Below are 25,865 nucleotides of genomic sequence, written 5' to 3' on the forward strand. Positions count from 1 at the left end.
GGGTCATGCGTTGACGATGCGTCTGCGAGAATCACCGACCGGCAACGGCGCAAGACGCGGGGTCTCGCGCACGAGCTATGGAGGCGTTCACCTTGTCGTTCCTGATCCGGGTCCAGCTCCCGGACCGTCCCGGCACCCTCGGCGCGGTCGCAACGGCTTTGGGCGAGATCGGGGCGGACATACTCAGCGTCGACGTGGTGGAACGCGGTTCCGGCATCGCCATCGACGACCTCGTCGTGGAGCTGCCGTCCGGCCGCCTGCCGGACACCCTGATCACCGCGGCGGAGTCCATCGAGGGCGTCGAGGTCGACGCGGTGCGCCCGTACGCGGGCATCCTCGACACCCACCGCGAACTCGAACTGGTCGAGGAGATCGCCGACGCCCCGCACAAGGGCCTCGAGGTCTTCACCGAGGGCGTCCCGAAGATCATCCGCGCCGGCTGGGCCGTCGTCGTAGGTCCCGAAGGCACCGGCATCAACCGGCTGACCTCGTCGTCCGCCGCCCCGGAGACCCGGATGGCGAACGTGCCGTGGTTCCCGCTGGAGCGCGCGACCGTGCTCGACGGCGAGGAGGACTGGGTACCGGAGACCTGGCGCGAGCTGGGCACCGAACTCGCCGCGACCCCACTGGGCAAGCCGGACCGCGTGCTCGTCGTGGGCCGTCCTGGCGGCCCGATGTTCCGCGCCGCCGAGGTGGCCAGACTGGCGCACCTGGCCGGCATCGTCGCGGTGGTGCTCCCCGACTAACTCGGGGCCCTCGACCTCTGCCTTTTCCGGGCCATGGCGATCAGCTCGGCGTTGTTCTTCGCTCGGCGGCCGTCGGGCATCTGAAGCGTGTCCTCCAACCCCATGCGCACGTGGTGTTCGAGGAGCGCGCCGTAATCGAGGACGGACCACGCGTCGGCGTCACGGCCGTGCAACAAGACCGGCAGGCCGAGTGGTTCCACTTGCGCGAGCAGGCTTTCCGCCGTCTCACGCGTCGCGCCGACCGTGATCCGGCTGATGCCGTCCGGCAGGTCGTTCAGGCTCGCCGGGCTTTCGACGACGAGCTCGACGTGGACGTTGACCCGGTGCAGGGCCTGCGCGAGGTCACGCCAGCCGGGCTGATCCACGTGCACGCTCGCGATGTCCGGCCGACCCGCCGCGAGCGGCGCCCAGCTGCCGATCAACGTGGCGCGGTTGCCGGGCACGTTCGTGGACACGCTGATCTCGATGCCCGGCGCGGCGGCGCGGACGGTGGCGATCGTCGTGGCGACCTCAGGCCCCACGAGCGTGAGCGCACCGATGACGTCTCTCGGATGGATGTGCACCGACGTGACGCCGAGCGCGGCGACGTCGGCCGCGTCCTCGGCGAGGCGCTCGGGCGACAACGGCAGGGCCGGATGCTCCTCGGCTGTGCGGGAGCCGTTCAGGCAGGCTTGCAGCACACCTCATACGGTCCCACACAATCCTTCTGACGGCGTTGCTCCAAGGGTTACCGTGAGGTCATGCGACTGGCCCTGGTGCTCGCCCAAGGGAACGAGCTGGCTGTGGGCGATCTGGCGTTGGGGGTGGCCGGGTTGCTCGCGGTGGTGACGGTGATCGTGGTCGCGGTCAAGCGGAAACGCTGATCACAGCTCCCAGCCCTCGGCGAGCGTGCGCATTAGTTCCTTCTGCCTGGTCTCCAGCACTGCGGGCGTCCAGGTGGGCTGCGCAACCACCTGACTGGTCAACGCGAACCCCGACACGCCCTTGCTGGTCATGAAGTACTTTTTCTTCTTGGTGTTGAAGTCGTTGTTGCCGGCCTCGGAGTTCTTCCACCTGTTGAGCAGCACGAGGTTCGCGAGTCGATGGGTCCAGGTGGCGCGTTCCTCCGCGGAGAAGTCACTCAGCCACACCGAACCCTCCTTCGGGTTCTGCGGCAGGACGTGCTCCACCGTGATGACCGGGAACTTGTAGACGGCACCAGGATCCCCGGCCAGCATCTCGTCGAGTCTGAGCAACACGTACCGCCGCGTCTTCTGGACCAGGTAGAGCGTGCCGTCGAGTTGCCGCACGGTTTCCGCGCGTTCGTCGGCGTCGAGGACGAACGCCGGAGATTCCAGCCCGTGGCCTGCCGCGAGGTCGCGCAGCAGGTTGGAATACCTGATCACACGGGGCGTCGTGTAGATGCGGCGGATGAACAAGCTGGCGGCGAGCCGCTCCAGCCTGCCGAGGAATCCGTCCAGCCAGACCGGGTCGTCACCGTGGTGGCGCACAGCCCACAACGCGGGCGGCAACCAGTCGCTGTTGTCGATCTGGGCCAGCCGCCGGAACCACGAGTTGATCTGCTCGGCCCTGACCGTCGACTCGTACCCGAAGTCACGGATCTGCTGGTAGGCCTCGGCGTACGGGACCAACACGTCGTCGACGAACTCGGCCTGTCGTCCCGAGAGGTACTGGTTCAGCACCTGCTTCGGGAACTCGGTCATGAGGTCCTGCTTGGCGCGTTCCTTCGCGAAGATCATCCGGATGTACAGGAAGAGGTCGGCGAAGTCGCCGCGGCCGAGCCGCACCTCGGCCTCGTCCCACTTCCTGGCGTACTCGTCGTCGAGCTCGCCGATGACCTTCGACTTGAAGATGTCCGCCGGGGAGAGGTCGAGTCCCCTGGCGTTCATCACGCTGAAGATGCGGTGCGCGCTGGCCAGGTTCGGCGTGCTGACGACCACGAGGAACGTCTGTGCGCTGATCATCTTGACCAGCCGGTGCCGCGCTTCCTCGCCCTGTTCGACGAGAGTGGTCCGCAACACCTTGGCGTTGTCCCGGATCGCCTTCTGCGCGTCGGTCTTCAGCGCTCCATCGCCGAGCGCCACCAGGTCCTCGATGCGCCCTGGCTGCTGCACGTAGGTGCGGAAGAAGGCCTGATCCCGTTCCCTGAGCGCGAGTCGCGGCTTCGGTTCGAGTCCGAGCAGTTCGTCGCCCTGCTCGACGATCATCTTCCCGAGCGAGTTCTGGATTCCCCCTGGCGTGGCGAGATCGCGGACGATCGCGAGGAGGATCGTGAGCGTCGTGAGCCGCTGCTGACCATCGATCACCTCGGAATCCGCCTTGCCGTCGGTCTTCACGAGGACCATCGACCCGAGGAAGTAGGGCTCGTCGCTGTCCACGGCTTCGACGAGGTCTTCCAGCAGCTGTTGCGCCTGCTCAACCTCCCACGCGTAGGGCCGCTGGTAGTCAGGAATCCGGAAGTCGTAGTCGCTGCCGAACACCTTGTGCAGAGGCACCTCGTGGGCTTCGAGCTTGTGCATGACCGCCTCATCGGGAGGGCGACGAGCGTCGTTACGTTCTGCGGGATCTCCGAACTCACTCCAGAATCTGCCGTGATCGCCCCACCTCTGGAGGTATGAAGATCATGGCCATCACCGTGAACCTCGACGCGCTCCTCGACAAGGCTTACGAGGACAAGCCGCTCACCGAGATCCTGGACGCCCCCGTGGACGCGCTGCAGGGCGTGAGCCCCGGCGACGCGGAGAAGCTGAAGGCCGCGTTCAACATCAAGACCGTGCGTGACCTGGGCACCAACAAGTACTTCCGCGCGGCCGTGACGTTGCTCGACCTGGAGACGACGGCTCGTTAGAGCACGATGCGGTAGTGGACGAACGGCGTCTTCTCCGCGATCTGGTCGTAGAGCTTGCGGGCGGTGTCGTTCCACTCGCTGGTGTGCCAGTAGACGCGGCAGCAGTTCTGCTGCTTCGCCCAATCCGTCACCGCCTCGATGAGCGCGCGGCCGACGCCCCGGCCGCGCGCCTCGGGTGCGGTGAAGAGGTCCTGCAGGTAGCAGACGTCCGGGCCGGACGTGCTGGGGTGCTTGAAGAAGTGCGTGATGCCCACGACCTTGTCGTCGGCGCGGGCGCATAGGGCGTGGATGTTTTCGTTGGCTTGGAAGGCTTGCCACTTCTCGTCGTACGTTTCCGCTGGCAGCGTGCGTTCGTAGAAGGTGTTGTAGCCCTCGAAGAGCTCTTGCCACGTGGTGCGGTCCGCGGGTTCGAGTGGGCCGATCGCGATCATGTTGATCCTTTCTGTGGTCACCCGGTTGGATGACCCTCGTGTCGACGACCCTCACCACCGAGCTGCTGCTGCACCGCGCGGGCACCAAGTCGTACTGGCGCGGCCTGACCTACCGCGAGTCGGTGCTGTCCCTGCGGGTGCACAGCCGGCACGTGGCGGCGCGGGTGCGGGGCGGTGACGACGCGGCGTACGTGGTGGAGCTGTCGTGGTCGGGGACGCATCTGATGGGCGCGTGCACCTGTCCGCACGGGTCTGAGGGGTTCTTCTGCAAGCACTGCGTGGCTGTCGGGCTGGTGCTGCTGGACCGGGGCGAGACGGTGCCGCCGCCGGACGCCGAGGACGTGGAGCTCAAGGACGCGCTGAGATCGCTGCCCGCGGAGGTCCTGCGTGACCTGCTGTACGACCGCGCCGCCGGAGACGGTCCGCTGCGCACACGCATCATCAAGAAGTCCCAGGAGAACTAGGACTTGGCAGGGCTCGTCCTCGCCGGCGCCGGACCCGGGATTCCGACGTACCAGCGATCGTCGATCTTCGACACCACGATCCGCTCGTCGTAGCCGGACCGGTCGGCGTACTCGCCCGTCACGTGGGCGTTGGCGAAGCTCGGACCGAAGTCCTGCGTGAGGTCCACGGACTTGACCGCCAGACCTTTCCCGCCGTGAGCGGACAGGTGGCCTGCCGCCTCGTCACGCTGGGACTCGCTGAGCACCTTGCGGAGCGCTGCCTCGTCCTTGTTGTTCATCGCGGTGAGATAGGTGTCGACGGCCGCGCGCGGGTCGTCCGCGCCGCCGTCCGCGCCGGTCGAGCACGCGCACAGCATCAGTACCAACACCGACGCGAGAACGAAACGGGCAGGGTGCATCACACCCTGCCCTTCCGAGCCACCCCTCATCATGAGGTTCACAATACTCCAAATCAGGTGCGGTGCGGATACCAATTGGCATTGGGGTTGTTGCGCACCATTTCCGTCAACGGAACGTCCACCTTGTTCTCGGTGTGATAGGTCAAATAGCGCTCGCCGCCCTGAACCTTGGACACGAACATCGAGTGGTCGATGATGTTGCCGTTCCACGGATCCCAGTCCGCCTGCAGCACGTCCGCGATCTCAAGATCCCACACGCTCGCAAGAATGCGCGTCCGGCCCGACCGCTGAAACGCGAACCAATACCAGTTCTCGGCGGCCGCCCAGGTGTAGCTGGTCGTCCACGTCCAGCTGCCGTAGTACCAGGAGCCCTTGTCCGTGCGATCGCCGTCGACGTACTCCCAGGCGCCCGCCTCCATGATCTGCGAGATGAAGTTCGTGCAGTCCTGGTCGTAAGTGCGGAAGTTCGGGTTCGGGCTGGCACCCCACCGGTAGGCGTACTTGACCATCCCCGCGTAGATGTAGCCGTTCGCCATGATCTTCTCGTCGCGCGGGCCGTCCGACGGTTTCGCCGTCGAAGCCGGCTGTTTGCGCGCCGACGGTTCGGGCGCCTTCGACTGCGACGGCGGTGGTGCCTTCCGCATCTGCGTCGCCGGCGCCGGACCGCTGCCGAGCAGCGCCTGGACGCCGGAGAGCACCCAGCCGCTGCCCGAGCGCTGCAACGTGAGGTCGTGCCCGATGTCGTGACCGGACGAGTCCGACGCCCCCGGCTCGGGCGTGACGTAGTACAGGCGCGTGTGTTCGCGGACGTGTGCGACGACACTCCTGCCGTCAGCGGCCTGCTTCACCCCGTCGAGCGTGATGGCGACCTGCGCGCGCGAGTATCCGCCGTGAATCTCGCGGTAGTCCTCGCGCCGGTCGGCGAGTTCGAGGACGTCCTCCTCCAGTTCGGCGGTGAGGCCGTCCGTCATCTTGACGCCGAACCCGTCGGTCTGCGGGCGTGCGGTCACCTTGTCCGCGCGATGCTGCAAATAGGTTTGCGAGATCTCGGCGATGCGCTGCCGATCGTGCGAGCTGATTCGCTGCGGATCCGCGAACGCACTCGTACTGCTCGCGATCAGCGCCGCGGATGAGAGCACCACGGCGCACGACAACGTCTTACGTCTCATCGAATTCCCCTTCGTCGACGACGAAGGCGTCAACGGAGACGAGGAACAATGGATCCCCAGCCCTCCTCGCCGCAATCCATCTCCTCGCGAACCCCCATTCGCGCCCCCATGACCTCGACGAGCATGACAGGTCGGGGCAATCGAGCTCTTGGCCCATTCAGACCAATTTTCTGGAGTCCACGGGATTGCTCACATTGCGTTTGAAGTCAAGTCGGCACTTGAACAGCTCTTCTGCGGACTTTCGTTTCCGGTGGCAATGCGCACCGGAAACCAGGTCGGCGTTGGACGGCTGCCCGCACCCCAGCCGGTCGTCGGCGGGTTGCTCAAAGCGGCAGTCCGTAGGCGTAGGCCATCAGATTGATGCCGGGCAACGGGGACCAGTCGCGGTCCGGCAGCCTGGTGAAGCCCAGCCGCTCGTACAACCGGTGCGCCGCCAGCATCTTCTCCGACGACGACAGGACGACGTGGGTCGCGCCGGCCTCGCGGGCCTTGTCGATCACCGCACGCACGAGCGTCTCGCCCACGCCTCGGCCGCGCGCCGCCGCCGTCACCGCCAGCATGCGGAACTCCAGCTCGCCCTGCCTGGAGATCTCGGCGTAGGGCGTGCCGGGATGCACGACCGTCACCGAGCCCAGGACGGTGCCGGACCCGTCCTGGGCGACGAGCAGTTCGGCGTCGCGGAAGCGGGAGGCGGCGTCGGTCAGGACGGTCGCGTAGTCGTCGTGGGCGTCCACGAAGCCTTCCGCGCGGTACGCCTCGAACGTCACGGAGCCGATCGCCGGCAGGTCGGACTCCGTTGCCGGGCGAATGATCAGGTCAGCCATCTGCGCCTTCTTCCACTGAGCCTTCGTCGACGGGGAGGGCCACCTCCCTCGCCGCGTCCGGGCCCTGTTCCAGCAGGACGCGGAAGCCCGCCTCGTCGAGGACCGGGACCTTCAGCGAGACGGCCTTGTCGTACTTGGATCCTGGCGAGTCGCCGACCACGACGAAAGCGGTTTTCTTGGAGACCGAGCCCGCCGCCTTGCCGCCGCGGGCGAGGATCGACTCCTTGGCCGAGTCGCGCGAGTACTCCGTCAGCGAGCCGGTGACCACGATGGACAGACCTTCGAGGTTGCGGACGATGGACGCGTCGCGCTCGTCCTCCATCCGCACGCCCGCGGCCCGCCAGCGCTCCACGACGCCTTGGCGCCACTCCGTTTCGCGCCACTCGACCACGGCCGTCGCGATGGTCTGCCCGACTCCCTCGGCACCGGCCAGCGCCTCTTCCGGAGCCTCGATGATCGCGTCCATCGAGCCGAACTGCTGCGCCAGCGCGCGGGCGGCCGTCGGGCCGACGTGGCGGATCGACAGCGCGACCAGCACCCTCCACAGAGGACGCTCCTTGGCCGCCTCCAGGTTGTCCAGCAGCTTCACCGCGTTCGCGGACAGCTCACCGGCCTTCTTGGTCGTGAAGCGCTCGACCTGCCGCAACGCGTCGGCGTCGAGGTCGAACAGGTCGGCCTCGTTCGTGTAGATCGTGGACTCGGTGATCGCGGCGGCCGCCTCGTAGCCGAGCACCTCGATGTCGAGCGCGGCGCGGGAGGCCAGGTACGCCAGGCGTTCGCGCAGCTGACCGGGGCACGTCTCCGCGTTGGGGCAGCGGATGTCGACGTCACCCTCCTTCATCGCCCGCAGCACCGAGTTGCACTCGGGGCAGCGGGTCGGCATCACGAACTCGCGCGCGTCGGCCGGGCGCGCGGCCAGCACCGGGCCGAGCACCTCGGGGATCACGTCGCCCGCCTTGCGGATGACGATGCGGTCGCCGATCAGCACGCCCTTGCGCTTGACCTCGGACCCGTTGTGCAGCGTGGCCCGCGCGACCGTCGAACCGGCCACCTTCACCGGCTCCATCAGCGCGAACGGCGTCACGCGGCCCGTGCGGCCGACCTGGACCTGGATGTCCAGCAACGTGGTGGTGGCCTCTTCCGGCGGGTACTTGTAGGCGATGGCCCACCTCGGCGCCCGCGACGTCGTGCCGAGGCGCCGTTGCAGAGAGACCTCGTCGACCTTGATCACGAGGCCGTCGATCTCGTGGACCGCGTCGTGCCGGTGCTCGCCCCAGTACTCGACCTTCTTGCGAACGTCCGCCGGGTCGGTGAGCACCTCGGTGTGCGGCGAAGTCGGCAGGCCCCACGCCTTCAGTGCCTCGTAGGCCAGCGACTGGCTGGCCACCTCGAAGCCCTCGGTCTTGCCGATGCCGTGACAGATCATCCGCAGCTTGCGCGACGCGGTGACCTTCGGATCCTTCTGCCGCAACGACCCCGCGGCCGTGTTGCGCGGATTCGCGAACGGCGGCTTGCCCTGCTCGACCAGCGAGGCGTTCAGGGCCAGGAAATCCTCCACCGCGAAGAAGACCTCGCCGCGCACCTCGACGAGCTCCGGCACCGGATACTCGGCGGAACCCTTCAGCACCACCGGAACGTCGGCGATCGTGCGGACGTTCAGCGTGACGTCCTCGCCGGTGCGGCCGTCGCCACGGGTGAGCGCCCGCGTCAGCCGCCCCTTCTCGTAGAGCAGGTTGATCGCGAGGCCGTCGATCTTCAGCTCGCACAGGAAGTGCGTGCCGGAGCCGATCTCCTTCTGAACGCGCTCGAACCACCCCGTCAGCTCGTCCTGGGCGAAGACGTTGTCCAGGCTGAGCATGCGCTCCAGGTGGTCGACCGCCTTGAACTCGGTCGAGAACGTGCCGCCGACCAGCTGCGTCGGCGACTCGGGCGTCGCGAGGCCGGGATGCTCGGCCTCCAACGCCTCCAGCTGCCCCAGCAGACCGTCGAACTCACCATCGGTGACGATCGGATCGTCCAGCACGTAGTAGCGGAACTGGTGCGAGCGCACCTCTTCCGCGAGCACGGCATGCCGCTCGCGGACCTCTGCCGGGACGTCTTCAAGGCTCTCGCTGGTCACGTCCCACAGCTTAGTGACCAGGTCTGACAGTTTTCAGCGCTCGGTTCGCCCGGCGAGTTCCCTGACCAGAGAACGCAGCTCCAGCAGGCTGATCGTGCCCTGCGGCTCCAGCTCCGCGGTCTCCACGCGCCGCAACCGCTCCCCCGCCAGTCGCTCGCCGAGAGTGACGTCCAGCGGCAGGAACGTCATCGTCCGCCGGTGCTGGTCGCTCAGGTCCGCGAGCGCCGGGTGGTAGACCGCGACGTCCACGACGTCACCGTCCACCTGTGCCACCACCCGGTAGTCCCCCAGCCGCATCTTCACCTGTCCGAGGTTCACGATCACCTCGGTCGGGTCCGGCACCGGCGGCACCGAGTCGTGGAACTCCCACACCATGTCCGACGGCGGCGCGGCGTCGATCCACGCGTCGGTGTACGGGCGCAGCCTCGGGTCTTCCTGACCGGTGATCACCAGCGCGTACATCGCCATGTGGCCCTGCTCGAGAGAGAACACGAGGTCCGGGTGCAACGAGCTCACGAGGTCCCGCAGCTCGTCCTCGACCCGATGCGGTTCGCCGTCCCCGAGCGCCGCGCTGACCACCGGTACCAGCTCGAACCACCGCTCCCAGAACCGCTGTGCGGCTTCCTCGGCGTTCGGCAGGTGTGCGGGGACGACGTCTTCGGCTTTGCTGCGGCGGAACCACTTCATGATGTTCAAGAGTAGAGCTTGCGCCCCTCCGCCAGCATTTCAACGAACTGAGCGATGCGCTTCTGCCGCGTCTCCGGCCTCTTCGCGTCGTGAATGCGCAGCAGCACGGCGTACCTGTTCTGACTGTTCAACGTCTTGAAGAACTCGGCCGCCTTGGGATTGGCCTTGAGCGCCTCGGTGAGGTCGTCCGGCACCTCGATCGTCGCCGGACCCGCGTAGGCCGCGTCCCAGCGCCCGTCCGCTTTGGCCTTCTCGATCTCGTTGAGCCCGGCCGGCAGCATCTTGCCCGCCGCGATCAGCTCCTCGACCTTGCCGCAGTTGCGCTTGGACCACTTGCTCTTCGGACGTCGAGGCGTCCACCGCTGCGAGTACCAGGTCTCGTCCACGGACCGGGTGAGTCCATCGATCCACCCGTGGCACAAGGCGACGTCCAGCGCCTCGCCGTAGGTGATCGTCTTGATCCCCGAGCCCTTCTTGGCGTACTTGAGCCACAGCTCGGTCTCGTTCGCGCCGTTCTCGTGCAGCCACGCGTCGAACTCGGCGGGACCCTCGAAGACGATCAACGCACCCTCCTCAGGCAGAGCGTCATGTCCTCATAGGGAACACCGAGTTCGGCCTCTTCGGGGCAACTTTCTTCCGCCACGTCGACGACCTGCACGTTCACCCGCGGCGCCGCGCAGTCGAACTTGGACACGACGGACCTCTGCAGATCGTCGGTGTCGAGCTCGAAGCAGTCTCCCCGCGCGGCGTTGGGCATCAGGCACAGGGCGGCGTCGTGCCTGGTGTCGCGCAACACCTTGTAGTCACCGCGCGGGCACTCCGCGCTGGTCGCGGTCAGCACGGTGCCGACCTTCAGCGCGGCCCGGCCGCCGCCGCAGTCGACGACGGTGAGGCCCAGATCGTTCTCGCCGGGGCCCTCGAACCTCACGCAACTGCCCTTCTCCGCCTTGGAGTAGTCGGTGAGGAACAGGGACTCCGGTGCCGTCCGGGCGGGTTCGTCGGTTCCGCTGAACGCCCACCACACGCCGAGATAGGCCAGCACGGCAAGTACGCACACCATCAAGGTCTGTCTCACGACCACGCTGCGGAGTATGGGGGCGAAAACTGAGTGGCGCGCGACGACGGGTTTGGCCACAGTGCGCGTCATGCTGATCCGGCGGGAGACGCCCGCAGACATCGACGCCATTCGCGCCGTCACCGATCTCGCGTTCAAGAACGGGCCTGAGGCCACGCTGATCGACTGGCTGCGCGCGGACGAGGGCTGGATCCCGGAGTTCTCGCTGGTGGAGGACGAGGTGCTCGGGCACGTCGTGTGCACGCGCGGGTACATCGACGAGGTGCCGGTGCTCGGGCTCGGGCCGATCGCCGTGCATCCTTCACACCAACGGGTGGGTATCGGGTCGGCGTTGGTGCACGCGGTTCTGGGTGCGGCGGAGGCTCGGGGCGAGCGCGCGGTCATCCTGTTGGGTGACCCCAGGTACTACTCGCGGTTCGGGTTCCGGCTCGCTTCGGAGTTCGGGATCACGCCGCCGGTCTCCGCGTGGGCGCCGCACTTCCAGGCCCGGTTGTTCGGTGACGTGCCTGCCGGGGCGTTCCGATATGCGGAGCCGTTCAACCGACTTTGAGCACCTTGCCTTCGGCCGTGCGCGCGTAGACCGTGCCATCTGCCTGTGCGGACACGGTGTCGATGAAACGGCCTTCGCCCAATGGTTCCCAGGTCGTGGTGAGGCGGTGCGGGCGTCCGTCGATCAAGGTGTGGACGCCGATCGTTCCGTCTGGACGGAGCACCGCTTCGGGTGAGGCGTCGAGGCCCTGGGCGATCTCGCGCCACGTGCCGGCGGCGCCGGCCATGAGCTTGGTGCCGGAGCGGACGTAGACGGCCGCGGACCCGTCCGGGTAGGCGATCACGGACGGCTTGCCGGTGGCGAACCCGGCCGGGCTCAAAGCCTGCCATCCGGAGCTCATCTTCGCGACGCTGCCGTCGGCCAGCACCGCGTACAGGTCGACCGTCCCATCAGGACGGACCACGGCCTCGGGGTCGCCGGCCACGCCCGACGCCACCGACCGCCACGTCCCGTCCGCGAGCGCCATGACCTCGCCACGGGCGGTTCGGGCGAACACGACCCGGCCGGCCACCGAAGGACGCCCGACGAAGGCACCCGACGTGCTCAGCCGCGCGCCATCGGCCCAGACATCGCCGTCCTCCACGACGTGCAGGACGCCGGCCACCACCTCGGGACCTCCCTGCCAGGCCTGCCGCAGCATCGAACCCGCGCGCGCCTCCGCCTGGTCGTACCGCTCCGGGCAGCACGACCGCTGCACGGCATCAGCCAGCAACCCGGCCGAGAGATCAGGCCGGTCGACGCGCACCGCGTACTCGAAGAACCGGCCCGCGGCATAGGAGACGTCCATGATCTGCTCGGGCGCGCCCCAGCCCATCGACGGCCGCTGCTGGAACACGCCCAGCGAGTCCGCGTCGCCGCAGTCGAGGTTGTTCATGTGCGACTCGACCCACCCGGCCTCGAACCCGGCGAGCATCACCTTGTCGCTCACGCCCCGAGAAAGACCGACGGCGTGCACGACACGGATGACGTCCGCATCGTGCACGCCGGGAACTCGGCAGGAGACCTTCACCGGCAGCGCATGCGCCGTACCGGCCGTGAGCAGCAAGAAGACCAGCGCGAGCCTGAGCACAAGTCCGAATTGGACACCCAGTCCCGCGCCGGCGCCACTCAGGAGTTCGCGATCAGCGAGAAGCCGAGCACTCCCGTCGCCGTGAAGTCGATGGCCGGTTCGGAGCTCGGCCACGAGCGCAGGTCGTCGGCGAACACGGACTTCTCGGAGTTGAACTCGAGCGTGTAGGGCTTGGTGCAGTCGACGGAACCCGCCGGCATGTCACCGAGGTCGCCGAACAGGGTGGCGTCGTTCGGGCCGTTGATCACGGCGCCGACCAGCACCTTCGAGCCGCCGTTGGGCGAACCCGAGAGGTTCGCGGCCTGGTGGTGCGGGCACTCGGGGAACTTCGTGCCGACGCCGACGATCAGCGACGTGCCCCAGGCGTTGGTGCCGAGGGCGAAGCCCCGCTGCTGGGTGCCGAAGGTCTCGTACGACTTGTCGCCGGTGACCTTCTCGTACAGCGCGGCGGTGGTGATGTACCCGAACGTGCGCGAGCCGACGTCCCAGGTCTCGACGTTGGCGGCGGTGCGGAACGGCGACGTCTTGGCCGCGTCCGCGCCCTTCTGCAGCTGGCGCTGGATGTCGCCGACGACCTGCTTCTCGGTCACCTCGGCGCCAGGGATGCCCTTCTTCAGCAACGGCGCGAGGTCGGCGTGGCCGAGCGCGGAGATGTTGTAGACGTTCAACGTGTCGGGGTCCTGCGTCGCCAGGAACTCCTTGGCCCAGTGCGTGGCGGCCTTCGCGAACTGGCTGTAGCGCTTGTCGTGCAACGCCTTCGCGGCCAGGGCGAGCTGGGTGGCGCCGAACTCCATGTCGTCGGTCCACGACTCTTCCGGGTAGTACGCGTGCGGGAACGCCGTCACGAGCTCGCCGACGTCCGAGGTCTTGGCCAGGGCGAAGAGCTGCGCGGCCTTGTCCAGGTACGAACGCGCGACCCGCGGGTTGCGGTCGGCCGCGATCTGCGCGGCCAGCGCGAACGACCCGGCCACGCGGCCGACGAGGTTCGGGCTGATCTTCTCGCCGGCGGCGTTCGCGCGGAACACCGGGCGGTACTTGATGAAGTACTCGCTGTCGCCCGGCTTCACGTTCAGCTTGTCGTCGGCCTCGGGCAGGCGCCACACGTCGTGGTCGCCGACGAAGCCGAACTCCTCGGAGCCCGTGCCGATGCCGACCTGCGCGTAGAGCGTGCCGGTCTTCTCGTCGAACGCCTTGTCGAGCCACTTGAGGCCGAACTTGGCCTCGTCGTAGAGGGCGTCGTTGTGCTTGTTGCGCAACGCCAGCAGCATCGACGCGGTCGAGTACGACGAGGCGTGCGTGAACTTCACGAAGTCACCCGCGTCGAACCAGCCGCCTTCGAGGTCGACCTTCGCGCCCGTCGGCTTCAACGGCGCCGCGATCTGGTCACCGCCCTCGCCCGCGAACACCGGCGTCTCGTAGACGAGCGCCTCGCGGTCGGTGAGGTGGGCGGGCTTGCGGTTCAGCCTGCCAGGGACGACGTCGGCGCCGTCTCGCTGCGCCTGGAAGAACTCGACGGTGTTGTGCGCGACCGGCGAGAACAGCTTCTTCAGCGAGTCGACCTTGAACGCCGGCGAGGTCGTCGTGCCGACCTTGATCCGGTACGTTCCCGGCGCCCTGACCTTGGAGAAGTCGATCGGGTGCACCGCGGGGAACTTCTCGCTCCACGAGCCCGTCGAGGCGCCCGTCCTACCGGTGAGCACGGTGCGGCCGCGACTGTCCACGACGGAGAACCTGGTGTTCGCGGCGCCTCCGAGCACGTAGGCGTGCTTCTGCTCGGAGGTGCCGAACCCGACCTGATCCAGCCGGATCTGGCCGGTGGGCGCGGCCTGTGCAGGCGCCACGACCACGCCTGTGAGCACTGCGGCGACGAGTGCCGCGAGTCTGATGCGCATGTGGGGAACTCCCGGTCCAGGCCCGGCGATTGGCCTTCGGTTAAGAAAGTTTCCTAATAGTTCGCAGCAGACTAGCCGCACAAACCGGACATCACCAGCCCTCAGGCGGCTCCAAAAATGACGAGGAGAGGTCACGGGTCAGAGCCAGCGCGCGTTTGACCCAAGTGGACGTAGCACCCGCTAGACCGCACGTCGGAGTGGGCAGCGCCTTCTCGGCGAGGATCGACCTCGGGAAGCCGAGACGGTCCACCAGCATGAACGCCCGCTGCCCGACGTCCTTCAACGCGACCGGCACGCCGGGGTCGAGGCTCGGCACCAGGCCGAGCGCCAGCGTCGTACCCGCCTCCCACGTCTCGCCGATCTCGTCGAGCGCCTCTGCACCCTTGATCAGCGTCGCGTCGAACGAGATGGCCGTCGCGCCCGCCTCGCGCAGCAGCGTGAACGGCGGGTGCGGCGCGCAGCAGTGCACGATCACCTCGTGGTCCTTCAAGGCCTCGATCACCACGGCGAGCACGTTGCGCGCGTCCGGTCCCGGCACCGCGGGCACGGTGCCGAGCTTGGACGGCGTCGGCAGCAGGCCCTGCAGCACGGCCGGCAGGCCCGGTTCGTCGATCTGCACGACGACCTTCGCCTTGGTGCGCTTGGCGACCTCGGCCGCGTGCTGCTGGAGGCCCTCGGCGAGCGACGCGGCGAACTCCTTGACCGCACCTGGGTCCGTGAGCACCCGATGGCCGCGCATCAGTTCGATGTTCGACATCAACGTCCACGGCCCGACGGCCTGCACCTTGACCGTCTCGGGCTGCGCACCGGCACGTTCCAACGCCTCGTCGAACGCGTCCAGGTCACCTCGCAGCAGATCCACGGCACGGCGGTGGTCACGGCCGGGGCGCGGGTTCACCCGGTAGCCGGAGGTGACGACCTCGATCGCGAGGTCGACGAGCAGGCCGGCGGTGCGCCCGATCATGTCCGCGCCGACTCCCCGGCCAGGCAGCTCCGGGACGTGCGGCAGCTCAGGCAGTTCTCCGACGACGACACGCGCCGCCTCGTCGATGTCGGTTCCGGGCAGCGATCCGATTCCAGTTGCTCCACGCACCCGCCGAATTGTTCCACTGTCCGGCAGACAGAAGAGGTCTAGACCCATTGACGCTGTGGTCTAGGCCACTTACCGTGATTGAGCAGGCGCTGAACGTACGGGCGCCTCCCTGCACGTGGTGCAGGACCGCGACGCGCCCCGTGGTCCTGCACCACTCCCTTCCTCCCCTGCCGGAAGGACCACACCCGATGGCCCGCTTTGCGCTTTTCGCCGCCGGGGCCGCCACCGCACTGGTGGCCGGACTCGTCGCCATGGCTCCCACCGCCTCCGCGGCCGGTGAATCCGCCGCGTTCAGCCAGGACTCGAGCTGGGGCTCCGGCTACCAGGGCAAGTTCACGATCACCGCGGGCACGACCGCGCTGACCGGCTGGAAGCTGGAGTTCGACCTCGCCGGCGCGACCCTCGGCTCGTACTGGGACGCCACGGCGACCAGCAGCGGCAACCACCACACGTTCACCCACCGCGAGTACAACGGCAACGTCGCCGCGGGTGCCTCGACCAGCTTCGGCTTCCTGGTGAGCGGCTCGGCGTTGCCCACGAACTGCAAGCTCAACGGCGTTCCGTGCGGCGGCGGTGGTGGCACCACGACCACCACGACGACCACGACAACGACCGGGCCGACCACCACCACGACGTCCGATGTGCCGCCCACGCCCGGTAGCGCGCTCGTCGCTCCGTACATCGACATCACCATGCCGACGCCGTCACTCGTCGACGTGGCCAACGCGACCGGCCAGAAGCACTTCACGCTCGCGTTCGCGCTGGGCTCGTCCTCTGGCTGCGCACCCGCGTGGGGCGGCACGGTGCCGTTGAACGACAGCCGCATCGTGAACGACGCGAAGGCCCTGAAGGCCCAAGGCGGCAGCGTCATCGTCGCGACCGGCGGCGCCATGGGCCCGTACCTGGAGCACGTCTGCACGTCCGTCGACTCGCTGTACAACGCCTACGTGGCCGTGCTCGACGCCGTGGGTTCGAACAGCATCGACGTCGACGTGGAAGCCACGATCCCGCAGGCCACCGTGAACGCGGCGCTGAAGAAGCTGCAGGACGCCCGCGGCACCACCGTCAGCTACACGATGCGCATCCAGGGCCAGGACTACGGCATGGACCCGTACTCGGTGGACGTGCTGAAGGACGCGGCCGCCAAGGGCGTCAACGTCCTCGTGAACCCGATGCTGATGAACTTCGGCTACACGGGCAGCTGGGGCGACGCGATGGTCAACGCCGCCACCGCCACCCTCGGACAGATGCGCGCCATCTGGCCGTCGAAGTCCGACGCGCAGTTGAAGGCACTGCTGGGCCTCACGCCGATGATCGGACGCAACGACACCGGCCCGACGACCACGCAGGCCGACGCGCGCAAGGTCGTCGACTACGCGAAGGCCAACCACGTCGGACGGATCGCGTTCTGGTCGGCCGGCCGCGACAACGGTTCGTGCCCCGGCGGCGGTGTTTCGCCCACGTGCAGTGGAATCTCGCAGGCCAACTGGGAATTCACGAACATGTTCAAGACCTACGCGGGCTGATTTCGCCCCTGCGGAGCGAAGACCGTTGCGGGAACTTCCGTCCCCGCAACGGCCTTCCTCATTCCGTTGAAGCGCTCAGCAAGAGCTGCAGCAACCGCAGCCCGGACCCGTGCAACCGCCACAGCAAGAACAACCACCCATGGTGCCCACCTCCGATGTTGAGCGATCAAGCCTGTCGGACAGTAAGGCGGCTCGAACGCTGCGTGACACCACCTTCAGAGTGATTACGCTGCCACGAATGAATGGTCCTGCCGAGATGCTCGCCGCCGACAAGGCGTCCACCGCCCTGGGCATCGAGCCCGTCGAGCTGCGCGACGGCTATGCCTCGCTGCGGATGACGGTCGCGGAAAACATGATCAACGGCCACGGCATCGCGCACGGTGGTTATGTGTTCCTGCTGGCGGACAGCGCGTTCGCCTGCGCCTGCAACAGGGCCGGGTCCGTCACCGTCGCCGCCACGGCCGAGATCGACTTCATCCGGCCCGTGCACGAGGGCGACGAGCTGGTGGCGGAGGCGGTGGAACGGACCCGGTTCCGCCGGAGCGGGATCTACGACATCACGGTCAGGCGTGGGAGCGAGATCGTGGCTGAGTTCCGCGGTCGGTCGCGGACCCTGCGCTCCTGAGGCCGATGAACTGCAGCACCGCGAAGCCGAGCACCGCGAGTCCCTGAGCCAGCACCAGCGCGACGCCGGCGCCGGTGAGCGGGAACCAGCTCATTTCCGCGGCCAGAATGCTGTCGGCGGCCCAGACCAGGTTTCCGATGATGACCAGCAGCACGATTCGGCGGTCAGGCGTGGCGCGGGTTCCCAGGAAGAACACGCCCACGCCGTAGATCACGCAGAAAGAACCGAGTCCGATCTGCCAGCCCACCGGCATTCCGACTTCCGGGCGAATCAGCAGGGTCAGCAGGCCGAGTGCGAACGAAGCGACACCGTCGAGTTTCAAGGCGAATTTCAACATGGCCCGACCATGGCCCGCCCAACGCTGCCAACACCACGTCAAGCGCTGCCAACTCCTGCCATCAGGTCCGCCGCGACCAGGCGTGCGGCGGCGTTCTGCCAGTTGTGGAGCGTGCGTTCGGGGACCTGTGTCACGAACCACTGCAGCGCGCGGCGGTCCTCCGCGTCGAGGTCCTCGCGCTTGGTCCGGACCGAATAGGGGCGGATTCCCTTGACGTAGTAGAAGTACACGGCGTTGTAGTAACGCCATTCGTCGCTCGTGCCGAAATCGCCGCCAAGAGGCTTGAGTCGTTGAATGGAAGCCAGCAGCATGCTCTTCAACTGCGCGGCTCGATCCAGCGGCGGACCCTCGTCGGTCAGTGCGATCAACGGGCTCGCGACGAGTTTTCCGAGATCGCCGTAATGGCTCAGAGCCTTGCGGGTGAGCCGGGCGAACTCCGCCTCGTCCTCGGTCACCAGCGGCCGGCGTTTCGGCAACGACTCGGCGGCGTCACGGAGCTCGGCGCGTTCCGCCGCGACCGCGGGCACGGCGAGACGGTCGACCAACAAGGCGAGCGGGTTCGCCAGCACCTGGACCGCGATCGCCGCCGCCACCGTCGTGAAGACGAGCAACTCCTGCCCACCGAAGAAGATCACCTGCGACCCGAACAGCACCGCCGTGAAGGCCGAGATCACGAACGACCGCAGCATGTCCGCGCGGATCGACTCGCCCTCCTCGACGGCGTCGGTGACGGCGACCAGCACGCCGAACACCACCACGTCGAACCCGAGCGACGGCAGCGTGATCGCGTCGGGCAGCAGGCCCAGCAGGAACGCACCCGCGGAAAGGCCGAACATCACCCCAACGAGTGAAAAGTAAGCACGTTTTCTTATGGCTAGAACCGTGGCCACGGCCATGGGAAGCAATGCGATCCATGGCACGAAGAAGGACGCGGCGAAGAACGGCAGCAGTGCGAGCAGCCACCACCTGATCAACTCGGGCCGGCAGAGCAACAGGACCGCACCCGTCCAGGCCAGCGCCGGTACCCCGATGACCACGGGATGTGGCGCCACGACGGCCGCCGAATAGCCGATCATCCCCGCGCCCGCCCACCACAGCAGCGGCTTGCGAGGGTCGCGGGCGAGCAGGTACAGACCCAGCCACCAGGCGAGGCCGGAGACCAGCAGCGATAGGCCGAACACGGGTCAAAGCTAGCCCTACCTGCAAAACTAATCTTCATGCCGGTAGAGCTGACGCTCCACAAAGCGGCCGAGGAGCTACGAAGAGGCGACCTCGCGAGCGTGCTCAGCGCACGTCAGCGCGTCGCCGGACTCGTCGGCACCTACCCGCGGCGGCTCGACCTCAGGGAACGTCTCGCCGAGGTCTACCGGGTGCTCGGCCAGCCGGCACAGGCAGGTCGCTGGACCTATCTCTCCGAGGACCGCGACCCCGAGGAACTCGTGGCCTTCGAACGCGCCTACCGCCGCGCAGACGCCCGTCTGGTCGCGCTCTCATGGCAGGGCCGCGTCGACGAGGCGCCGACCGAGACCGCCCGCACCCGCCTCGCCGCGTTGTACCTGGAGGCGCGGGTCGAACTGCAGCACGAACTCGACGCGACGCCGAACGAGGAGACGTCCTGGGGCGCCTGCCTGGTCGTCATGGCCGGCGGCACGTTCGTCCTGGTGTGTTTCCTGCTGGGTCTCGTGACTCTCGTGCAGTTCTTGTGGAAGCTGGTCTCATGAGAACGCTGTCGCGGTACGTCCGCCGGACCCCGATCATGCGCGTGTCAGCAGACGGTCGACCGCTCGTGTTCAAACTGGAGCACCTCCAGCTCACCGGCTCGTTCAAGCTGCGTGGCGCCGTCAACACCCTGCTGTCGCTCAACGTCTCCGAGGTCGTCACCGCGTCCGGCGGCAACCACGGCATCGCCGTCGCCCAGGCCGCCCAGCTGCTCGGCGCACACGCCACCGTGTTCGTCCCGGTGACCGCGCCCGAGACCAAGACCAGGCGCATCGAAGCGTTGGGCGCCAAGCTGATCCGTCACGGCAACACCTACGCCGAAGCCGCCGCGGCCGCCCGCGAGCTCGATCTGCCGTACATCGAGGCGTACAACGACCGGACGGTGATCGAGGGCCAGGCCACGGTCACGCAGGAGATCGTCGAGGACGCCCCGGACGTCGACACGATCTTCGTCGCGGTCGGCGGCGGCGGACTCGTCGCGGGTGCCGCGCTGGCGTCCGGCGGACGGCACGTCGTCGCCGTCGAACCCGAGAACTGCTGCGCGATGCACAACGCCCTGGAGGCCGGCGAACCCGTCGACTCCGTGGTCAACTCCATCGCCGCCGACGCGCTCGGCGCCACGCGTGCGGGCTCGTTGTCACTGGAAATCCTGAAGCAGCACAACGTTTCCTCGGCGCTGGTCACCGACGCGGAGATCCTCTCGGCGCGCGACCGGCTGTGGGAGGAGTTCAGGATCGCGGTCGAACCCGCCGGTGCGGCGGCGTTCGCCTCGTTCCTCAGGGGCGATGTGTCGAGTGAGCTGCCCTGCGTGCTCCTGTGCGGAGCGAATTCGGAGTGGCGTCCCAGCTAGTCCGGCGGAACCGGCGAGCCCCGAGGCGGCGCAGCGGCGACACCACCCACACCGGCTCGTCGTTGCGCCGGGCACGACCGATCAGCTTCCGCCGGTCCGCGGGGCTGACGAAGCACCGGAACGCGCTGCGAGCCCGCACCGCGAGGTCCTGCGTGTCGGCGAACGCCGTGTCGATGAACGTCACGCCGCGAACGCTAGATCCGCTTTCCCAGCCCTACAAGCGAATTAGCTGGTCGCGTCGATCGTCGCGCTGGCCAGCACGATGTCGCCCGCCGCGTCCTCGCGGTAGATCGCCACGGCCTGACCGGGCGCCACGCCCTTCAACGGCTCCCGCAACTGCACCCGCAACACGCCGTCGACCAGTTCGGCGACGGCCGGAGCCGTGCCTCCGTGCGCGCGCACCTGCGCGACGCACTCGACGGGTCCGTCCAGCTCGACGTGCGAGACCGGCGACGAAGCGGAAATCCCGGTCACCGCGAGCTTTTCGACCGCACCGACCCGCACGTTCCCGGACACCGGCTCCAGCGCCAGCACGTACCGCGGCCGGCCGTCGGCGGCGGGACCGTCGATGCCGAGGCCCTTGCGCTGCCCGACGGTGAACTCGTGCACGCCCGCGTGGCGGCCCAGCACCGCGCCGGTCGCGTCGTCGATCAGCAGGCCCGGCTTGGTCTCCATGCGGCCCGCCAGGAACTTCTGCGTGTCACCGTCCGGGATGAAGCAGATGTCGTGGCTGTCCGGCTTCTTCGCGACGGAAAGCCCGCGAGACGCCGCCTCGACGCGCACGTCGTCCTTCTGCGTATCGCCCAGCGGGAACATCGCGTGCGCGAGCTGGTCCGCGGTCAGCGACGCCAGCACGTAGGACTGGTCCTTGCCCATGTCGGCGGAACGGCGCAGCTCGGGACGGCCGTCGACCATCTCCAGGCGCGCGTAGTGGCCGGTGCAGACGGCGTCGAAGCCGAGGGCGATCGCCTTGTCCAGCAACGCCTCGAACTTGATCCGCTCGTTGCAGCGCAGGCACGGGTTCGGCGTGCGACCTGCCGCGTACTCCGCGACGAAGTCCTCCACGACCTCTTCGGTGAAGCGCTCGGCGAAGTCCCAGACGTAGAACGGGATGCCCATCAGGTCCGCGGCGCGGCGGGCGTCGTGGGCGTCTTCGATCGTGCAGCAGCCACGGGCGCCCGTGCGCAGGGTGCCGGGCTTCGCCGACAACGCCAGGTGCACGCCCGTCACGTCGTGTCCCGCTTCGACGGCGCGTGCCGCCGCCACCGCGGAATCGACACCACCGCTCATCGCCGCGAGGACCTTCACTGCTTGACCACCTTCCGGGACCGCCTCATGCCTGCCAGGCCCGCCGTGCGGGCCCTCTCCACCACCGGTCCGATGACCGACACCAGCTTCTCAACGTCCGCTCGGGTCGACGTATGCCCGAGCGAGAACCTCAGCGATCCGCGCGCCAACGCCGGTTCGACGCCCATCGCGAGCAGCACGTGGCTCGGTTGCGCGACGCCGGCCGTGCACGCGGAGCCCGTCGAGCACTCGACGCCGCGCGCGTCGAGCAGCATCAGCAGGCTGTCGCCCTCGCAGCCGGGGAACGTCAGGTGCGCGTTGCCGGGCAGGCGGTACGCCGGGTCGCCGTTCACGATCACGTCCGGCACCACCGCGCGCACCGACGCGATCAGTTCGTCCCGCAACGCCGCGATCTCGGCGGCCCGGGAAGCCTGTTCCTCCACCGAGATCCGCACCGCGCGCGCCAGGCCGACGATCGACGGCACGTCGAGGGTGCCGGACCGGACGTCACGCTCCTGGCCGCCGCCGTGCATCAACGGCGTGCACTTCACGTCCCGTGCGAGCAGCAGCACGCCGATGCCGTAGGGCCCGCCGACCTTGTGGCCGGTCATGGTCAGCGCGGAGGCGCCGGAAGCGGCGAAATCGACCGGGACCGCGCCCACGGCCTGCACGGCGTCCGTGTGGAACGGCACACCGCGTGCGGCGCACACGGCGGCGATGTCGTGCACGGGGTTGATGGTGCCGACCTCGTTGTTCGCCCACATCGTGGTGACGAGCGCTACGTCGTCGTCCAGCGCCTCGGCCACCGACTCCGGGGAGACTCGCCCGAAGCGGTCGGTGGGCAGCCAGGTGACCTCGGCGCCCTGCTGCTCAAGCCACTCGACGGCGTCCAGCACGGCGTGGTGCTCCACGGCCGATGCCAGCACACGGCGACGGCCGCTCGCCCAGTAGATGCCCTTGACCGCGAGGTTGTCGCTCTCCGTGCCGCCGCCGGTGAACAGCACCTCGGACGGCCGGGCGCCCAGGGCGTCGGCGATGTTCTCGCGGGCCTCTTCGATCGCCCGCCGCGCCCGCCTGCCGGAGGTGTGCAGCGACGAGGCGTTGCCCGTGGTGGACAACGCCTCGGTCATGGCCGCGACCGCCTGCGGGTGCATGGGGGTCGTGGCCGCGTGGTCGAGATAAGCCATCAGGTCTCAAGGGTAGCCCGCATGCGGGGCCCGGTCAGAATCGCTCCCACCACCGCCAACGCCGCCATCGACAGGTTGAGCACCACCACGCCCGCGGTCGGCGCCGTCGCCACGACGAGCACACCGCCGAGTCCGATCATGGTCGCCGAGAACAGCATGTCCGAGATCTGCAGCGCCGCCGAGTTGAAACCCCGGTCGGCCTCGGGTGATGCCGCCATCATCAGCACGCCGACGCTGGACGTCGCCATGCCCATGCCCGCGCCCGCCACAGCCCACAGGACCGGCGTGAGGAAGGCCGGGCCCCACGTGGGTGCGATGAGCGTCACGGCCGCGACACCGGTCGCGACGAACAGGAACCCGGTGCGGACGAGCGTGTGACGTTCGATCTCGGGGTGCCTCGACGCCCACATCGACGCGCTCGCCCAGCCGAGCGCGCTCAGCGTCAGCGGAATCCCCGCCTCCAGGGGCGAGTAGCCGTGCACGACGGACAGCGTCAGCGGGATGAAGCCCTCGACCGCGAAGAACGTGCCCGCGAGCAGGCCGCGCGCGAGGATCGTGACGGGGAGGCCGCGGCGGGCGAGGAGCGTGCCCTTGGGCAGCAGGACGCGCAGCGCGGGTGCCAGCAGCAGCAACGCCACGGCGATCAGCCACCACGTGCGGTGCTGCAAACCCCAGCTCAGGCCCACCACGCCCAGACCCACGGCCACGGCGGCGAGCGGCAGGTACTTCCTCATCGGCGGGGTCTCGGCGTGCGGAGGGAGCTTCTTGAGCACCGGCACGAGCAGCACGATCCCGAGCAGCACGAGCGGGATGATCCCGAGGAACACCCACCGCCAGCTCAGGTGCTCGGTCGCCCAGCCCGCGACCGCCGGCCCCACCAGCGATGGGATCACCCAGGCCGCGGACAGCGCGCCGAACACGGCGGGCCGGCTGTCCTCGGGGTAGGCGACCGCGATCAGCACGTACACGGCGACGATCAGGAAGCCCACGCCGAAGCCCTGCAGCACCCGGCCGGCGAGCAACACCGCCATGTTCTCGGCGACGCCCGCGACCACGAGCCCGGCGAGGAACAGCACCACGCCGATCAGGATTGCGGGCTTGGGGCCTCTGCGGTCCGACAGCCGTCCGGAGAAGACCGTGGCCATGACGCTCGCCGCGAGGTTCGCGAGGAACGGCCACGCGTACAGCGCCTCGCCCTTCAGCTCGCGGACCATCGTGGGCATCGCCGTGCCGACACCCATCGCCTCGAAGGCGAAGAGGGTGACCAGCAGGAGGATGCCCGTCGTGGGCCAGCGGCGTTCAGGCGACCAGAGGCGTGATGGTTCGCGCGCGGTGAGAGTCACCTGTAGATGGTGCAATCTCCAGTTCGGTCGAGGTCAAGCGGTTTGATTGCTCTTCGGCAAGTTTCGCCAGTTCCCGTCGGGTGCCTGCGCGTCCGGGAGCGATCTCGTCCAGCACGTGGACCTCGACGACCAGATCGCGGGCCTTGAGCACCCGGCGGATCGAGTCGATGAGGGTGTCGCTGCCGACGAACGCCGGCTGCGTCGTCAGGTGGCCGCCGATCCGGTAGCGCAGCACGATCGGCCGCACCGGCACACCGGCGTCGAGCGCGGCCTGGAACAACGCCGGCTTGTAGTGCCCGGACGCGAGCCCGCACCACGTCGTGCCCTCGGCGTGGATGGCGACCGCGCTGCCGTTGCGCAGCGTGGTGGCCAGCTCGTTCACGGTTCGCGGCAGCTCGCGCAGCTTCTCGCGGTCGAGGTAGACCGTGCCCACCGCCGTGATGATCGGGCCGAGCACGGGCCAGTTCTTGATGTCCTTCTTGGCCACGATCTTGACGGGCTGCACCGAGTCGATCGCGAGCTCGTCGAGCCACGACACGTGGTTGCTCGCGACGAGCACGCCACGCTTCGGGATCTCCTGGAACTTCCTGGCGCCGTGGACTTCCAGCCTCACGCCGAACGCCCGCAGGATGGCGTGGAACCACAGCCGGACAACGCTTTCGCGCTGCTTGCCCGGCAGGAGCAGTGCGAGGGCGATCCACGCGCCGCACAGGATCGCGGTGACGGCCGTGACGGCCCGCCAGACCTGCCGGAGCTTGGCGACTTCTTGCGGTGTGCTGCCGACGCACCCGTCACCGCACGGCGACGCAGGCATCCAGGCGTGGCTCATGACGTCTCCCCCAGGAAGAACTTCAGGTAGCGCTGATCCACGTGGTCCATGCCGAGCAGGATGAAGAGGTCGGCGACGCCGAAGTCCGCGTCGAGCGCGGGCCGTCCGCAGATCTTGGCGCCGAGCCGCAGGTAGCCCTTGAGCAGCGGCGGCAACACGGTCTTGTCGGGCCGTGCGACCGCGTCGACGTCCCACGGGTTGTGCGGCGTGACCCGGTACTGCTCGGGCGCGTAGTGCTTGGCGTGCACCGTGTCCCACACACCGGCCGCCAAGGTGCCGCCGTCCTGCAGCGGAATCGACGCGCACCCGACGAGCCACTTGTGGCCGCTGAGCAGCATGTACCGCGCGATGCCCGCCCACACGAGGCTGACGACGGCGCCGTTGCGGTGTTCGGGGTGCACGCACGAACGGCCGGTCTCGACCGTGGAGCTGCGGATGTCGTTCAGGTTGGTCAGGTCGAACTCGCCGTCGCCGTAGAGCCGCCCGGCCTCCCTGGCGCGCTCCGGCGGCAGCATCCGGTACCCGCCGACGATCTCGCCGGTGCGGTCGTCGCGCACCACGAGGTGGTCGCAGTACTGGTCGAACTCGTCGACGTCGTGGCCGGGCACGCCGGTGTGCAGCGTCGCCCCCATCTCACCGGCGAACACCTCGTAGCGCAGTCTCTGCGCGGCGACGACCTCCGCGCTGTCACGGGCGACGAGGAGGGAGTAGCGGGGAGCGTCCGCGCCCTGCTGGGCGGGGGTGCTGACAAGCAGTTCCGGCTGCGTCATGCGAACCAGGGTGAAGCCGGGTCGGCT

The 25,865-nt window shown here is 68.4% G+C and carries 29 protein-coding genes; 9 read left to right on the plus strand and 20 right to left on the minus strand.

All coding sequences use genetic code 11. The annotated features are described in order from the left end of the window. Positions 1-92: 92 nt before the first annotated feature. On the plus strand, positions 93-746 hold the full coding sequence (locus SK854_RS25845) for an ACT domain-containing protein (protein WP_177320452.1): 654 nt from the start codon (positions 93-95) through the stop codon (positions 744-746). Here SK854_RS25845 and SK854_RS25850 read toward each other — a convergent pair. Further along, positions 743-1,426: a 3-keto-5-aminohexanoate cleavage protein gene (locus SK854_RS25850; protein ID WP_319977677.1), complete on the minus strand. Its 684-nt coding sequence runs from the start codon at positions 1,424-1,426 to the stop codon at positions 743-745. The genes SK854_RS25845 and SK854_RS25850 overlap by 4 nt on opposite strands. A gap of 60 nt (positions 1,427-1,486) precedes the next feature. Between SK854_RS25850 and SK854_RS25855 the strand changes: the two genes are divergently transcribed. After that, positions 1,487-1,609 carry a hypothetical protein gene (locus SK854_RS25855; protein ID WP_281251315.1) on the plus strand — a complete coding sequence of 41 codons (123 nt, stop codon included), beginning with the start codon at positions 1,487-1,489 and terminating at the stop codon, positions 1,607-1,609. Here the strand turns inward: SK854_RS25855 and SK854_RS25860 are convergent, their stop codons facing one another. Beyond that, positions 1,610-3,265, minus strand: a complete 1,656-nt coding sequence (locus tag SK854_RS25860) for a DUF262 domain-containing protein (RefSeq protein ID WP_319977678.1) — start codon at positions 3,263-3,265, stop codon at positions 1,610-1,612. 104 nt (positions 3,266-3,369) lie between these two features. Here SK854_RS25860 and SK854_RS25865 point away from each other — a divergent pair, with 104 nt between their 5' ends. After that, entirely contained in the window at positions 3,370-3,594 is a 225-nt protein-coding gene (locus SK854_RS25865) for a hypothetical protein (protein WP_319977679.1), read from the plus strand. On the opposite strand, the gene SK854_RS25870 is transcribed toward SK854_RS25865, so the two are convergent. Continuing rightward, the gene (locus SK854_RS25870; RefSeq protein ID WP_319977680.1) at positions 3,591-4,025 is read right to left on the minus strand and encodes a GNAT family N-acetyltransferase; all 435 of its coding nucleotides are present in this window, start codon (positions 4,023-4,025) and stop codon (positions 3,591-3,593) included. The two genes, SK854_RS25865 and SK854_RS25870, sit on opposite strands and share 4 nt — an antisense overlap. Positions 4,026-4,063: 38 nt before the next feature. On the opposite strand from SK854_RS25870, the gene SK854_RS25875 reads away from it, so the two are divergent. Beyond that, the gene (locus SK854_RS25875) at positions 4,064-4,489 is read left to right on the plus strand and encodes an SWIM zinc finger family protein (protein ID WP_319977681.1); all 426 of its coding nucleotides are present in this window, start codon (positions 4,064-4,066) and stop codon (positions 4,487-4,489) included. Here SK854_RS25875 and SK854_RS25880 read toward each other — a convergent pair. The 7 genes from SK854_RS25880 to SK854_RS25910 form a co-directional block, all read right to left on the minus strand. Beyond that, the gene (locus SK854_RS25880; protein WP_319977682.1) at positions 4,486-4,887 is read right to left on the minus strand and encodes a nuclear transport factor 2 family protein; all 402 of its coding nucleotides are present in this window, start codon (positions 4,885-4,887) and stop codon (positions 4,486-4,488) included. The genes SK854_RS25875 and SK854_RS25880 overlap by 4 nt on opposite strands. 53 nt (positions 4,888-4,940) lie before the next feature. Next, on the minus strand, positions 4,941-6,056 hold the full coding sequence (locus SK854_RS25885; RefSeq protein ID WP_319977683.1) for an amidase domain-containing protein: 1,116 nt from the start codon (positions 6,054-6,056) through the stop codon (positions 4,941-4,943). A 323-nt stretch (positions 6,057-6,379) separates the two neighbouring features. Further along, a complete protein-coding gene (locus SK854_RS25890) occupies positions 6,380-6,880 on the minus strand; it encodes a GNAT family N-acetyltransferase (protein WP_319977684.1) in 501 nt (166 codons plus the stop codon). Further along, the gene (ligA, locus tag SK854_RS25895; RefSeq protein ID WP_319977685.1) at positions 6,873-8,999 is read right to left on the minus strand and encodes an NAD-dependent DNA ligase LigA; all 2,127 of its coding nucleotides are present in this window, start codon (positions 8,997-8,999) and stop codon (positions 6,873-6,875) included. Before ligA ends, SK854_RS25890 begins: the two co-directional genes overlap by 8 nt. Positions 9,000-9,032: 33 nt before the next feature. Continuing rightward, complete coding sequence (locus SK854_RS25900; RefSeq protein ID WP_319977686.1) at positions 9,033-9,686, minus strand: hypothetical protein; 654 nt, start codon at positions 9,684-9,686, stop codon at positions 9,033-9,035. Positions 9,687-9,691: 5 nt separating this feature from the next. Further along, positions 9,692-10,249 carry a YdeI/OmpD-associated family protein gene (locus SK854_RS25905; RefSeq protein WP_319977687.1) on the minus strand — a complete coding sequence of 186 codons (558 nt, stop codon included), beginning with the start codon at positions 10,247-10,249 and terminating at the stop codon, positions 9,692-9,694. Continuing rightward, positions 10,246-10,767, minus strand: a complete 522-nt coding sequence (locus SK854_RS25910) for an LppU/SCO3897 family protein (RefSeq protein WP_319977688.1) — start codon at positions 10,765-10,767, stop codon at positions 10,246-10,248. Before SK854_RS25910 ends, SK854_RS25905 begins: the two co-directional genes overlap by 4 nt. A gap of 64 nt (positions 10,768-10,831) precedes the next feature. Between SK854_RS25910 and SK854_RS25915 the strand changes: the two genes are divergently transcribed. Beyond that, positions 10,832-11,311, plus strand: coding sequence for a GNAT family N-acetyltransferase (locus tag SK854_RS25915; protein ID WP_319977689.1), 480 nt, complete (start codon positions 10,832-10,834; stop codon positions 11,309-11,311). Here the strand turns inward: SK854_RS25915 and SK854_RS25920 are convergent. The 3 genes from SK854_RS25920 to SK854_RS25930 form a co-directional block, all read right to left on the minus strand. Further along, a complete protein-coding gene (locus tag SK854_RS25920) occupies positions 11,298-12,380 on the minus strand; it encodes a hypothetical protein (RefSeq protein WP_319977690.1) in 1,083 nt (360 codons plus the stop codon). The two genes, SK854_RS25915 and SK854_RS25920, sit on opposite strands and share 14 nt — an antisense overlap. A gap of 38 nt (positions 12,381-12,418) precedes the next feature. Then, positions 12,419-14,272 carry a glycoside hydrolase family 9 protein gene (locus SK854_RS25925; protein WP_319977691.1) on the minus strand — a complete coding sequence of 618 codons (1,854 nt, stop codon included), beginning with the start codon at positions 14,270-14,272 and terminating at the stop codon, positions 12,419-12,421. Positions 14,273-14,363: 91 nt separating this feature from the next. Then, complete coding sequence (locus tag SK854_RS25930; RefSeq protein WP_406601827.1) at positions 14,364-15,413, minus strand: methionine synthase; 1,050 nt, start codon at positions 15,411-15,413, stop codon at positions 14,364-14,366. Between the two features lie 140 nt (positions 15,414-15,553). Here SK854_RS25930 and SK854_RS25935 point away from each other — a divergent pair, with 140 nt between their 5' ends. Then, a complete protein-coding gene (locus SK854_RS25935; protein ID WP_319977693.1) occupies positions 15,554-16,891 on the plus strand; it encodes a glycoside hydrolase family 18 protein in 1,338 nt (445 codons plus the stop codon). 238 nt (positions 16,892-17,129) lie between these two features. Then, positions 17,130-17,516 (plus strand): hydroxyphenylacetyl-CoA thioesterase PaaI, encoded by a 387-nt coding sequence (paaI, locus tag SK854_RS25940; RefSeq protein ID WP_319977694.1) that lies wholly within the window; start codon positions 17,130-17,132, stop codon positions 17,514-17,516. Here paaI and SK854_RS25945 read toward each other — a convergent pair. Beyond that, positions 17,455-17,895: a hypothetical protein gene (locus SK854_RS25945; RefSeq protein WP_319977695.1), complete on the minus strand. Its 441-nt coding sequence runs from the start codon at positions 17,893-17,895 to the stop codon at positions 17,455-17,457. The genes paaI and SK854_RS25945 overlap by 62 nt on opposite strands. Next, entirely contained in the window at positions 17,892-19,034 is a 1,143-nt protein-coding gene (locus SK854_RS25950; protein ID WP_319977696.1) for a hypothetical protein, read from the minus strand. Before SK854_RS25950 ends, SK854_RS25945 begins: the two co-directional genes overlap by 4 nt. 36 nt (positions 19,035-19,070) lie before the next feature. Between SK854_RS25950 and SK854_RS25955 the strand changes: the two genes are divergently transcribed. After that, positions 19,071-19,574, plus strand: coding sequence for a DUF6584 family protein (locus SK854_RS25955; RefSeq protein ID WP_319977697.1), 504 nt, complete (start codon positions 19,071-19,073; stop codon positions 19,572-19,574). Further along, entirely contained in the window at positions 19,571-20,422 is an 852-nt protein-coding gene (locus SK854_RS25960; RefSeq protein ID WP_319977698.1) for a serine/threonine dehydratase, read from the plus strand. The genes SK854_RS25955 and SK854_RS25960 overlap by 4 nt, the downstream gene beginning before the upstream one ends. Positions 20,423-20,647: 225 nt before the next feature. On the opposite strand, the gene mnmA is transcribed toward SK854_RS25960, so the two are convergent. Genes mnmA through SK854_RS25985 form a run of 5 tightly spaced genes read right to left on the minus strand, consistent with a single transcriptional unit; the run spans position 20,648 to position 25,838 of the window. Continuing rightward, the gene (mnmA, locus tag SK854_RS25965; RefSeq protein ID WP_319977699.1) at positions 20,648-21,730 is read right to left on the minus strand and encodes a tRNA 2-thiouridine(34) synthase MnmA; all 1,083 of its coding nucleotides are present in this window, start codon (positions 21,728-21,730) and stop codon (positions 20,648-20,650) included. Further along, entirely contained in the window at positions 21,727-22,896 is a 1,170-nt protein-coding gene (locus tag SK854_RS25970) for a cysteine desulfurase family protein (RefSeq protein ID WP_319977700.1), read from the minus strand. The genes mnmA and SK854_RS25970 overlap by 4 nt, the downstream gene beginning before the upstream one ends. Further along, complete coding sequence (locus SK854_RS25975) at positions 22,896-24,239, minus strand: MFS transporter (protein ID WP_319977701.1); 1,344 nt, start codon at positions 24,237-24,239, stop codon at positions 22,896-22,898. The genes SK854_RS25970 and SK854_RS25975 overlap by 1 nt, the downstream gene beginning before the upstream one ends. After that, positions 24,196-25,068, minus strand: coding sequence for a lysophospholipid acyltransferase family protein (locus SK854_RS25980; protein WP_319977702.1), 873 nt, complete (start codon positions 25,066-25,068; stop codon positions 24,196-24,198). Before SK854_RS25980 ends, SK854_RS25975 begins: the two co-directional genes overlap by 44 nt. Further along, positions 25,065-25,838 (minus strand): GNAT family N-acetyltransferase, encoded by a 774-nt coding sequence (locus SK854_RS25985; RefSeq protein ID WP_319977703.1) that lies wholly within the window; start codon positions 25,836-25,838, stop codon positions 25,065-25,067. Before SK854_RS25985 ends, SK854_RS25980 begins: the two co-directional genes overlap by 4 nt. Between the last annotated feature and the right edge of the window lie 27 nt (positions 25,839-25,865).

Source organism: Lentzea sokolovensis (assembly GCF_033949975.1).
Lineage (GTDB): Bacteria > Actinomycetota > Actinomycetes > Mycobacteriales > Pseudonocardiaceae > Lentzea > Lentzea sokolovensis.